Raw genomic sequence first — 11,680 nt, 5'->3', positions numbered from 1 at the left:
CCCTCTTTTTAAGTTACAGTTAAAGACATACTCTTATTTAACCAAGTCAACAAGATTTTCCTCAGGTCCCCGTGGAAACTCAAAGTCAGGAAATGATTAAATGAGTAACGACAGTCAAATTCTATTTTGTTTCGGGTCACGGCCAGAACTCATAAAATTGGCCCCCGTTTATCACAACTTAAAATCCCATTTTAACATCACGCCCCGTCTGTGTGACACCGGTCAGCAAAAAGACCTTCTGGCTGACCTGTATCAGGAACTGGACATTACGGCGGACATCCGGCTCTCCGTGATGAAGTCCGGCCAGAGCCTTGATCAGCTGATCGCCACACTCACCGCCCAGCTTCCCGAGGTGATAAAGCGTCTGCATCCGGACCTGGTTGTTGTCCAGGGCGACACGGCCAGCGCCTTTACCGCCGCCATGGTCGCCGGGGGACAGAATGTTGCCGTAGCGCATGTAGAAGCGGGTCTGCGTACTTATGATATCACATCTCCCTTTCCGGAGGAAATCTACCGTCAGGGCATCTCCAAAATCGCCGCCTGGCATTTTTGCCCCACGGAACAGGCCCGGCTGAATTTATTGAAGGAGGGCCACCCTGAAAACCGGATTTTCGTGACCGGCAACACCGTGATCGACATGATACTCCGGCAGAAAAATACATCCCTCCCCATTCTGGCCGGCCGGGACGGGAAACGGCCCTATTTCCTGATCACCCTGCATCGGCGGGAAAGCCAGGGAGAGCCCTTGCGCAACACGTTGGCGACCCTGATGGAATTCGCCATAACCAATCCGGCCTATGACCTTGTCATGCCCCTGCACCCCAATCCGGCCACCTCTACCGTGGTCCAGGAGATGCTGGGCCGCCACGATAATATTTTTCTGATTGATCCACTGCCCTACCCCAAATTTGTCGCCCTGATGTCGGGCGCCTTCGCCATTATCACCGATTCCGGCGGCATACAGGAAGAAGCCCCGTCATTGAACGTTCCCGTGATTGTGGTGCGCACGAAAACAGAACGCCCGGAAGGCGTAGAAAATGGGTGCTTGCGCCTTGCAGGAACCGAGCGAGCCACCATATTACAGGAACTGGACTTGCTCATTCATGACAAGGCGCATTATAAGAGTATGCAGACGGCTGAAAATCCCTTTGGCGATGGCCATGCCGCTGAAAAAATTGCTCATCACCTGAAAGACATCGCAGAAAGTTACCATACCTGATTATGACCGCATCCCATCCCGTTCCCGTCCCGCTGAACAACCGGACGATCCTGACCCTTTGCGGACCGGACCGCAAAAGGCTGCTGCAGGGCATTATCACCAATAATGTGGATAAAATTGCGCCAGGCCAGATGATTTATGCCGCCCTGCTGACGCCGCAGGGGAAATATCTGTTTGATTTTTTTCTGTCCGAATTCGATGAGGTGCTGTTTCTCGACTGCGAAGCGGACCGGGCAACGGATCTTTTGCGACGCCTGATGATGTATAAACTGCGCGCCGATGTGGAAATAAAGGATGTCAGCGCCCTATACAGGATCGTGGCGGGACAAGGTATTGGGGACGCTTTTGATAAAGCCTGTCCCGACCCCCGCCATGCCGGTCTTGGCTTTCGGGCGATTGTCCCGCAGGAAGAGGCCGCAGAACTGCCTGATGATATCAGTGCTTATGATACCACACGCCTGCGCCTTGGCATTCCGGATGGCGCCCGTGATTTTGATGTCGACAAAACCCTGATCCTCGAAGGCAACATGGAAGAACTCCACGGTGTGGACTTCAACAAGGGGTGCTATGTGGGACAGGAGGTCACCGCCCGCATGAAACACCGCACTTCGTTAAAAAAACGTCTGCTGCCGGTCACGGTTAACGGGCCCTTGCCCGCCCGGGGCAGCGAAATATGCAACAGCGCCGGCAAGAAAGTCGGCGATATTCGTTCAGGCTTCGCCGATAGAGCCATAGGGTATTTCCGCCTCGCCGACCTGACATTTGGCGACATCTATACATGCGGAGACGCCACCGTGACACCGGAACAACCCGACTGGATCAAGGATATCTGAGATGACCGAACAAAAATCACGCTGCACATGGCCGGGGGAAGATCCGCTCTATGTCGCCTACCACGACGAGGAATGGGGCGTTCCCATAAGAGATTCCCGCGCCCTGTTTGAAAAACTGATCCTGGATGGCTTTCAGGCCGGGCTGTCATGGATTACCATTTTGCGGCGCCGCGAAACTTTCATCACGGCTTTTGACCAGTTTGACCCGGTGAAAATAGCCGCTTATGACGACGAGGACGTCGAACGGCTGATGCAGGACAAGGGCATCATCCGTAACCGCATGAAAATTCTCGCTACAATTAAAAACGCCCGCGCCTATCTTGAAATAGAGCAGGCGCACCCCGGAGGCTTTTCGGAATTTATCTGGAGCTTCACAGACGACAAGACCGTACAGAACAGCTGGCGGACCGGGGCAGACGTTCCTGCCGAAACGGCAGAGTCACAGGCCATGAGCAAAGCGCTCAAGAAAAAAGGCTTTGGTTTTTGCGGTCCAACCATCTGTTACGCCTTTATGCAGGCCGTGGGCATTATCAATGACCACACAACAGATTGTTTCCGCCATAAGCAATTACATATCTAATCAAATTACTACCACGTACACCTAGTCATATTTATCTATAAGCTAGACGGTGTAAAGGTTCTGCATAATCCAAAATCATGCACCTAATAGGATCTTGATTCTTGAAAAACGCTGCCGAATCAATACCATGCTTATGATCAAGCTTAGTAGCTTTTCTAACAGTATTAATGGCACTATCATTTACTTTTTTTGTCCATCCTGGAAAACCGATCTGGCACACTTTAATGTTTACGCTTTCTTCTTTCCCTTGTTTAATTTCAATACCAAAAGCTTTAAATGCCTTCCTTCGTATCTCCTTGCGCCTAATATCAATGTAGTTCCCGCCAGCATTTTCCAATTCATAACCAAACTTCATCAGTATTTTATTTAATTGCCTATAGGTAACAGAATAGGACTTCGTATCCTTCTTACGTGTATTCTTTTTTAAAAAGTGAGCAATATATTTAATATCTGGGTCATCTGAATTTTTCGAATAGTCAATATATCGTTTTTTTTTCTTAAATTCACCATCTGCAACATCAACTGTGAAGTCTTCCAACTCTTTTTGAGAAAGTGTTGGATATAAGCCATGGAGCATTAAGTGATATACTAAGCATGTAAAAGCTGTTCTTTTATTCCCATCATAAAACACGTGATCCTTTACTAAACCGTAAAATAGAGTTGAACATATAGTCAATGAATCATTGTACTTTAATATCCCAGCTAATGAAACATGTTGCCTATAAAGTGCAGAATTAAGTAAATCAGTATCTCGAGGACCAATACCTCCCATACCTTCTCCCGCAGAATAAAAATAATCAGCAATTAGAAAATGAGCTTTTACAACATCATGAATACCAAGTCTTTTTGCATCTTTGTATTTATCCTCCTCACCAATTCCCTTCTTACACCTCTCATATTCATTTTTAACCTCTTCGTTTTCTATTAATTCAAAATCAACTTCTTCTATCATACATTTCCAACTAAATTTACAAAGCTCAATATTTTGAATAATATTAACGATTATCCATTCACCTACGGCCATCAAATGAATTTAATTCTACAACTTAAAAAAATCACATTGCACTATATAAATTAAATTACCTATTAAAGAAAATAAACAAACAAGTACAAAATATCGCATAGCTCACTGCCCAACCATCTGTTACGCCTTTATGCAGGCCGTGGGCATTATTAATGACCACACAACAGATTGTTTCCGCCATAGTCAGTTGAAATAATCCCCGGTTTAAACGTTACTGACCGTCCGGGGCGTATCCTTCAAATTGCGATCAGCCTACAAGAAACAGGAAAAAACTGCAGGTTAAAACCCCGAATAAAAAGGCTTTAAAAAATTGCTTCGAGACCTCATGACGTGGAATTCGGTAAGGCATTTCTTTCTCCATGCCCCTTCTGGGGCAGCATAGCTCATTCTGAGTATTGTGATTTCTTCTGGGCATTGAACCCACATACAGACATACCGTTCAGAAAGGGATATTTCCCTCTTCCGAATCATCTGTTTACGGCCATAATTTTACATTATTTTCCGCCGGATTCCAATCATTCAAGTGGACTAGTCTTAATTCATTAACAAGGAATCAGAGCATAAGAAATAAGTGACTCACGCAAAAGCACCCCCTCGTGAAATTGATGTATCACGGTGGATGGCAACGCAAAGAACAAACCCTATCCCTACGAGCAATGTCAACATCGCAGAGCCGCCGTAAGACACCAGCGGCAACGGCACACCGACCACAGGCAACATGCCGAGGTTCATCGCCACATTGATAAACATATAGAGGAAAAAGGTCACCGCCATGCCAAGCGACAGCAACCGGCCAAACTGGCTGCGGACGCTCATACTGATGATCACTGCATACCCCAGCAAAAGCAGATACAGACCTAACAGCCCCAAACCACCAATCAGACCAAATTCTTCCGCAAGAACCGTAAAGATGAAATCCGTATGTTTTTCCGGCAAAAAGTTTAACTGGCTCTGGCTTCCCTGAATGAAGCCTTTGCCATGCACGCCGCCGGAGCCCACCGCGATCTTGGCCTGAATACTATGATATCCCGCCCCCAAAGGATCTCTTTCCGGGTTGAGAAAGGTCAGCACCCTGCTCTGCTGATAGGGTTTCATAAATTGCCAGGCCCCGAAGGCCGCCGGAATGGACGCCAGGCCCGTAACAACAAATATCCACATCCTTATCCCTGCAGCAAACAGTATGGCTACGCCGCCAATAGCAATCAATATACTGGTGCCCAGGTCCGGTTGGCGCAGCACCAGAATAATCGGCGCCATAATCAGGAAAAGAGGCATCACCAGCCGCCGGTATCGACCCACCTGATCATTGTCCAGGCAATGAAAATACCGCGCCAGAGCCAGCACCAGGGCGATTTTCATCAATTCCGAAGGTTGCAGGTTCATAAACCCGAGATTAATCCATCGGGTCGCCCCCATGCCGGTATGCCCTGCAATATCCACAATAACCAGCAACATCAGCGACAGGAAATAAAAAGGATAGGCCAGAAACATCCACACCCGAATGTCGATCAAGGCAATCACCACCATACCCGCCATGCCGATAACAAAACGGATCACCTGTTTTTTTGCCCAGGGATCAACAGCGCCGCCGGACACCGAGTAAAGCAGCCCGAAGCCGATAGAGGCAATTAGAACCACGACAATGATCATCAGAAAATTCAGTTCCGAAATTTTCTGGAGCAAAGATTTGGACCGTCGACGTCCCTGCAATTGTAAGGCCATCAGGCTTTGTCCTCCGCCTTGTCCTGCTCAAACATGTACTTCAGAACGTCTTTGGCAATTGGCGCCGCCTTGGAAGAGCCGCCGCCCCCATGTTCCACAATAACACTCACCGCATATCGGGGATTCTCCAGTGGACCATATCCGACAAAAAGCGCATGATCCCTCTCGATCCAGGGCTTTTCTTCATTTTTTCGCACCCGCACGTCCCGTTCGGCCTTGGAAATACGCCGCACCTGCGCCGACCCGGTCTTGCCGCCGTAAGACATGCCTTCTTCCCGTATCCGCTGCGCGAAGGCCACTCCGAACTGCTTATTGACCACGGCCATCATTCCTTCGTGAATGACTTTCATGTTCGCCGGATTAAACGGAATTTTTTCCGGCTCCTGAGGTTTATCTTCCCTGTCAGCAATCAGGATGCTCGGCTTAATCGCCCGCCCCCCGTTAACCAGCCGGGCGATCATAACAGCAAGCTGCAGGGGCGTCACCAGGACAGCCCCCTGCCCGATCCCCACATTCGCCGTGTCGCCGCCCTGCCAGCGCTGCCCCCGGGTCGCCATCTTCCATCCTTTGGACGGGTTAATGCCGTCTTTTTCCCCGGGAATATCAATACCAAATTTTCGACCTAACCCGAAGCGCGCCGCCATCTCGTGGATTTTGTCAATACCGACCCGCCCGGCAATTTCATAGAAATATACATCGCAGGACCCGGCAATGGCTTCCACCATGCTCACATGGCCATGACCAGTACGTTTCCAGCAATGCTTTACGGTATTACCGATTTTATAGCGGCTGTTACAGAATATCGTCTCATCCTTATCGATAACCCCGGCTTCCAAAGCCGCCAACGCCACGATCATCTTGAAAGTCGATCCCGGTGGATAAACCCCCTGCACCGCCTTGTTGATCAACGGCTTACGGGCATCACCCAGAAGAACATCATATTTTTTCTGACTGATGCCCAGATTAAAATCATTGGGATCATAAGCGGGCGTCGAGGTCAGGGCCAGCAATTCCCCGCTGTGTACATCAATCACCACCACCGCCGCACTCTCGTCCCGCACCCGGTCGGCGGTAAATTTCTGAATGTCCCGGTCAATGGTCAGATGCAGGGTATCGCCTGGCTGGCTGTCATTGCGGTTCAGTTCCCGGATCACCCGCCCCATCACGTTGACTTCAACCTTGCTGTTGCCGGCCTTGCCCCGCAATCGCTGATCGAGAACCCGTTCCATCCCGTTCTTGCCGATTTTAAATCCCGGCAGTTCCAGCAGGGGATCTTCGCCGATCTCCCGTTCATTGACAGAGGCAACATAGCCAACAATGTGAGCCAGAAGATCTTTTTCCGGATAATACCGTGTGATCCCCATATCCGGCTGAATACCGGGCAAGTCGGGAATATTGATGTTTACCCGGGCGAATGTGTCCCAGTCCAGATTTTCTGCCACCATCACCGGCAAAAAGCCGCGCTGGCGTTTCACCGCCCGCAGGATGCGTTTTCTTTGACGTTCCGAAATGGGCAGGATTGCATTCAGCGCATCCAGAGTTTGCTCTACATTTTCGGTCTGTTCAGGGATAAGATTGACCCGGTAATCTGTACGGTTAATCGCCAGATCCAGGCCATTACGGTCCAGGATTTTTCCCCGTTCCGGCGCCAGAAGACGCAGACTGATGCGGTTTTTGTCCGCAAGAAGCTTATACTGGCTCTGATTAACCACCTGCAGATAATACAGCCGCCCCACCAATCCTGAGGTCAGCACCAGCATCCCCCCGGAAAGCAGACTCGCCCGCCGGGTAAAAAGTTTATATTTCAGGTCATCGGCAGGGGTCGCCATTCATTTCACCTGCTTTCACTGATCAACAATTGACGCAACCGGTTCAAAAGGAACACCACCAGAGGATACGCCGCTATGGTCAGAAGACTGTGCCCGAAAGCGGTCCCCAGATGTTGACTTTCCTTTAGGTATACCGTGGCAATTGCCCAACTGAGAGCGCCATAAACCAGACCGACAACGATAAATACCAGCCAGCTGAACAGAAATTCCCGCTCAAGAAGCCGTGGTCCCTGACGAACGATAAAGACTCTCACCAAGATCAGGAGCAAGGCCATCATGCCCAATGCGCCGCCGGACAATATGTCCTGTAACAGCCCCAGCACGAAAACCGCACTAACCGGCATCAGCTGCGGCTTGTAAATACACCAGTAATAGACCGCCATCAACGACAGGCTGGGAAACATGGTATCGATAAACGCCACTTTATACTGAAGCTGCATCAGCAGGATCAGAACCAGCGTGCTGACAAAAGGAATAACGCCACGCATGCCGCGTTCGGATTTATTTTCCTGTACCACCGCCATCAGTTCTGGTCCTCCTGCAGGGCTGTTCCTGCACGGCCAGGCTGCGTCAATTGATTACGGATAATCTCATAACCGACGATACTGACATAATTCAGATTGTGCAGCTCACCGGACAGCTTGATCTTTACCCCTTTCTCATCGACCTCGATCACCTGCCCCACCGGAAGGTCTGGTGGAAAAACCATACCATATCCAGAAGTTAAAATCAGGTCCCCGACGGCAATTTCCTCGCCCAACGGCAAAAAGGTGACTTTAGGATAGGCCGAATTGTCCCCTTCCAAAATCATATTGATCCCACGCGAGGCCAATTTGACCGGAATCCGGCTGTTGATGTCTGTTGCCAACAATACCCGGGCCGAGGAATTTCCCACTGTAATGGTCCGTCCGACAATGCCGTTTTCGGTAATGACGGCCTGTCCTTTGGCGATACCGTCACTGGTGCCCCGGTTAATCAGGACACTTTTAAAGAACGGGCTGTCACTGTCGGCCACCACACGGGCGGCGGCAATGGTGTTAACCTGTCCCTCGCCGACATTGAGAAGTTTTTTCAGGCGCTGATTGTCAATCGCCAGCTGGGACGCCTTGATGCGGTCATTCTTTAGCTTGGCGTTTTCTTCCCGCAACCGTTTATTTTCGGAAAAAACGATCGCCACCTGCTGAACCCAGCCAAACGCACTGTCCACCGCCTCAATCGGGCGCGACACCACGTCAAGAACGGGCACAAACACATCAATCAGGGTCGAGCGCGCCTCCTGAACAACTGTTGCGTTCTTATTGCCAAAAAGCAACAGGGCCAGAGACAAGGTAATGAAGAAGCCGGTAGAGAACCTGTACCTTACTTCTTTCATAACACACCTCTATTTAACCGCACAGGGCTCATATGGTTTAGTATGACTCCAACAGAACGTGAGACAAAATTTCATCTTCCAGTGCCCGACCTGTCCCCAACGCCACACAGGTCAGCGGTTCGTCGGCAATAATAACTGCAAGACCGGTCGCTTTGCGGATAACCTTATCCAGATCCCGCAAGAGCGCCCCGCCACCGGTGAGCACAATGCCTTTTTCAACAATATCGGACGCCAGTTCCGGTGGCGTCTGTTCCAGGCCGCTTTTCACGCCTTCAACAATGGCGCTGACCGGTTCGGCCAAGGCTTCGGATATCTGCAACTGATCGACGATCACCACTTTCGGCACCCCGTTCATCAGATCGCGGCCTTTGATTTCCATGGTTTCTCCGACGCCGTCTTCCGGGGCCGCCGCCGTACCGATTTCTTTTTTGATCCGTTCCGCACTGGCTTCCCCGATCAACAGGTTGTGATTGCGTCGCACATAAGAGATAATCGCTTCGTCCATTTTATCGCCGCCAACCCGGACAGAGGCCGCATACACGATACCGCACAGAGAGAGAACCGCTACTTCACTGGTCCCACCCCCGATATCGACAATCATCGACCCGGAGGGCTCTGTCACCGGCAGCCCGGCGCCAATCGCCGCCGCCATGGGTTCTTCAATCAAAGACACCCGACGGGCGCCCGCTTCCAGCGCACTGTCCCGGATCGCCTTGCGTTCCACAGGCGTTGAGCCGGACGGCACGCAGATCACGATTTGCGGGCTGGCGAACATGCTGCGGTTATGCACCTTGCGGATAAAATCCTTAATCATGGCTTCCGCCACTTCAAAGTCGGCAATCACGCCGTCGCGCAAAGGACGGATGGCTTCAATATCACCAGGTGTCCGGCCCAGCATTAATTTCGCGGCCTCCCCCACGGCAATAACGGACTTCACGCCCCCGACGTTTTTAATGGCTACCACGGAAGGCTCATTAAGAACAATCCCGCGCCCTTTAACATATACCAGGGTATTTGCTGTTCCCAGATCAATGGCCATATCGGATGAGAACATCCCCAGAAGTTTTTCTAACATTTATGCTCGCCTATTTTAAAACTTAATGCGTTATTATTCAGAGTCGTTAACCCTAATTCAGCCCGCTTATACATCGTTTGTATTAACATACCGTTTGGATTGCAATTTCTTTGTGGATAAAGAGGCTCCTTTTATGCCATTTTATGGTTTCCAGAACAGAAATAGCAGTACGCGACGGTTCCCCCCGCCTCTTTTTCATCCCGGGGTCCATTAAGCGTAGAAATAAGGGCAAATTATGTTCCAGTGGTTGCGTGAAAAAATATCTAATCTGATCATCCTTTACCTGCGCAAGCCGGTGTGGAAATATGAACCATTTTCCATCACCAGCCCCGAAATTCTTGAACAACATCTCCAACCCGGCGATGTCCTGCTGGTCGAAGGTAATCTCAGGGTCAGCAGCATCATAAAATATCTGACCCAATCGACCTGGTCTCATGCGGCGCTCTATATTGGACCCGACCTGAATGCGGCTGATGAGGGGCCAAGCGAAAGCCTCGACCTGATTGAAGCCGAGGCCGACGGGGGCGTCAAATGCGTATCCTTAAACAAATACAGGCATTTCAATACCCGGATATGCCGCCCCGCCAGTCTGTCTGTGGCGGAAAAGGCCGCTGTTATCGCCTACACCCGCAACCGCATTGGTCATCAGTATGACATGAAGAATATCATTGACCTTGGCCGCTATCTCATTCCTTATCCACCGGTGCCTGTCTTCTTCCGCCGACGCATGCTGGCCATGGGCAGTGGCGACCCCACCCGCGCCATATGTTCAACCCTGATTGCCGAAGCCTTTCACAGTGTCAACTACCCCATTTTGCCGCAGATTACGCGAGAATGTATCGAGACACCTCCGGCAAAGTCTGTCTTACAGGAGATCTATCATATCCGGCATCATAGTTTGTTTACGCCGCGAGACTTCGACCTGTCTCCCTATTTCAAGATTATTAAGCCCACCCTCGAATCCGGTTTTGATCACAAGTTAATCAAGTGGAGTCATGTGGATAAAATCTAAAAAAAATGGCCCAAAATTTATCGGGCCATTTTCGTAACATTTAGATGCTGCTCGCGCGAATAGCCGCCCTAATAGCGACGTCTCCGAACAAAGGCCAGACTGACCAAACCAAAACCCAATAGCGCCAAAGAAGCCGGCTCTGGAACATCCTGCGAGGTTGCGAGGAAGGCAAATGCGTTCAATGTAAAGATCGCATTACCATTCATGGCGTCGAAGTCGGCCTGAGTGGTGAACATATCAATATCAGCAACGACGATAAGCGATCCCGCCCCTGCTGCATATTGGCCCGGTGCCCAGACCGCTGCAATTACCTGGTCTGCCGTATTTGTGGCAGCAACGGTGCCTGAATGATCGAGCACATCCTGTGTACTCAGATAACCCTCTTCACCGCCCCCTTGAGTGACGGACGTCGCAACACCAAAAGGACCATCGAATAAGAGCGGCGTACCACTTACCGGCAATGCGCCAGTCTGGCCAACCGTTGGAAGGCCTAACAATGCGCCAACACCGTCACGACCAGAACTATCCTGCAATAACCACAAATCCCCCCCCGCCAGAAAGAAATCGACAATCCGCTGATCATAGGCTGCAGATTCGGCAGAACTCCACCAAGGAACAAGAAAGCCGTCTAAACCGGACATGTTTCCTGTACTTAGATCAACATCAACTGTATCGACAGTTGTATTTACAGTGCCCGTTGGGCCAAAATTATTTGGATTTTCCAGAGCATTCCTGAAATCCGTGACAAAGGATCCCCCATCCCAGCGGTAACTCCCATTTTGGGTTTGAAGATTTGCCGTTGGACCACCCACTATATAAGTGGCGTTCGCAGCAGAATAAGTGAAACTCGTCATCACCAAAACAGCAGCCTTAATTAATAGAATTTTTTTAAACATTTTTCCCTCACTATTTAATGTTGTGCAAAAACACAAAACCTCATCTTGCATGTAATTGAAATTTGACTTGTTACCCAATCAAAATTATATGCAATTTTTGTACCAGTGGCTGAAACGT

The 11,680-nt window shown here is 50.0% G+C and carries 11 protein-coding genes and 1 pseudogene; 5 read left to right on the top strand and 7 right to left on the bottom strand.

Features of this window, described 5'->3' with window-relative positions; all coding sequences use genetic code 11:
- The first annotated feature begins 100 nt into the window (after window positions 1-100).
- Genes wecB through FIV45_RS04810 form a run of 3 tightly spaced genes read left to right on the top strand, consistent with a single transcriptional unit; the run spans window position 101 to window position 2,632 of the window.
- Entirely contained in the window at window positions 101-1,219 is a 1,119-nt protein-coding gene (gene wecB, locus FIV45_RS04820) for a non-hydrolyzing UDP-N-acetylglucosamine 2-epimerase (RefSeq protein ID WP_099471266.1), read from the top strand.
- 2 nt (window positions 1,220-1,221) lie between these two features.
- On the top strand, window positions 1,222-2,052 hold the full coding sequence (gene ygfZ, locus FIV45_RS04815) for a CAF17-like 4Fe-4S cluster assembly/insertion protein YgfZ (RefSeq protein WP_099471265.1): 831 nt from the start codon (window positions 1,222-1,224) through the stop codon (window positions 2,050-2,052).
- 1 nt (window position 2,053) lies between these two features.
- Window positions 2,054-2,632 carry a DNA-3-methyladenine glycosylase I gene (locus FIV45_RS04810; protein WP_099471264.1) on the top strand — a complete coding sequence of 193 codons (579 nt, stop codon included), beginning with the start codon at window positions 2,054-2,056 and terminating at the stop codon, window positions 2,630-2,632.
- A 31-nt stretch (window positions 2,633-2,663) separates the two neighbouring features.
- Here the strand turns inward: FIV45_RS04810 and FIV45_RS04805 are convergent, their stop codons facing one another.
- On the bottom strand, window positions 2,664-3,656 hold the full coding sequence (locus FIV45_RS04805) for a type II toxin-antitoxin system death-on-curing family toxin (protein ID WP_099471263.1): 993 nt from the start codon (window positions 3,654-3,656) through the stop codon (window positions 2,664-2,666).
- A 109-nt stretch (window positions 3,657-3,765) separates the two neighbouring features.
- Between FIV45_RS04805 and FIV45_RS18950 the strand changes: the two are divergent.
- A pseudogene (locus FIV45_RS18950) lies at window positions 3,766-3,852 on the top strand (DNA-3-methyladenine glycosylase I); the annotation flags it as partial.
- Between the two features lie 380 nt (window positions 3,853-4,232).
- Here FIV45_RS18950 and rodA read toward each other — a convergent pair.
- The 5 genes from rodA to FIV45_RS04775 are packed head-to-tail and all read right to left on the bottom strand — an operon-like array spanning window position 4,233 to window position 9,654.
- Window positions 4,233-5,378 carry a rod shape-determining protein RodA gene (gene rodA / locus FIV45_RS04795; protein ID WP_099471262.1) on the bottom strand — a complete coding sequence of 382 codons (1,146 nt, stop codon included), beginning with the start codon at window positions 5,376-5,378 and terminating at the stop codon, window positions 4,233-4,235.
- Entirely contained in the window at window positions 5,378-7,207 is a 1,830-nt protein-coding gene (gene mrdA, locus FIV45_RS04790; RefSeq protein WP_099471261.1) for a penicillin-binding protein 2, read from the bottom strand. The genes rodA and mrdA overlap by 1 nt, the downstream gene beginning before the upstream one ends.
- 5 nt (window positions 7,208-7,212) lie before the next feature.
- The gene (gene mreD / locus FIV45_RS04785) at window positions 7,213-7,731 is read right to left on the bottom strand and encodes a rod shape-determining protein MreD (RefSeq protein WP_099471260.1); all 519 of its coding nucleotides are present in this window, start codon (window positions 7,729-7,731) and stop codon (window positions 7,213-7,215) included.
- Window positions 7,731-8,579 (bottom strand): rod shape-determining protein MreC, encoded by an 849-nt coding sequence (gene mreC, locus FIV45_RS04780; RefSeq protein WP_099471259.1) that lies wholly within the window; start codon window positions 8,577-8,579, stop codon window positions 7,731-7,733. The genes mreD and mreC overlap by 1 nt, the downstream gene beginning before the upstream one ends.
- A 37-nt stretch (window positions 8,580-8,616) precedes the next feature.
- Window positions 8,617-9,654 (bottom strand): rod shape-determining protein, encoded by a 1,038-nt coding sequence (locus FIV45_RS04775; RefSeq protein WP_099471258.1) that lies wholly within the window; start codon window positions 9,652-9,654, stop codon window positions 8,617-8,619.
- A gap of 235 nt (window positions 9,655-9,889) precedes the next feature.
- On the opposite strand from FIV45_RS04775, the gene FIV45_RS04770 reads away from it, so the two are divergent.
- Window positions 9,890-10,666 (top strand): YiiX/YebB-like N1pC/P60 family cysteine hydrolase, encoded by a 777-nt coding sequence (locus FIV45_RS04770; RefSeq protein ID WP_099471257.1) that lies wholly within the window; start codon window positions 9,890-9,892, stop codon window positions 10,664-10,666.
- Between the two features lie 68 nt (window positions 10,667-10,734).
- On the opposite strand, the gene FIV45_RS04765 is transcribed toward FIV45_RS04770, so the two are convergent.
- Window positions 10,735-11,562, bottom strand: a complete 828-nt coding sequence (locus FIV45_RS04765; RefSeq protein ID WP_165776890.1) for a PEP-CTERM sorting domain-containing protein — start codon at window positions 11,560-11,562, stop codon at window positions 10,735-10,737.
- Window positions 11,563-11,680 lie beyond the last annotated feature (118 nt).

It is taken from the genome of Paremcibacter congregatus, from assembly GCF_006385135.1.
GTDB lineage: Bacteria > Pseudomonadota > Alphaproteobacteria > Sphingomonadales > Emcibacteraceae > Paremcibacter > Paremcibacter congregatus.
The sequence above is the reverse complement of the archived record's forward strand: the minus strand, read 5'-3'. Positions and strand labels throughout refer to the sequence as shown.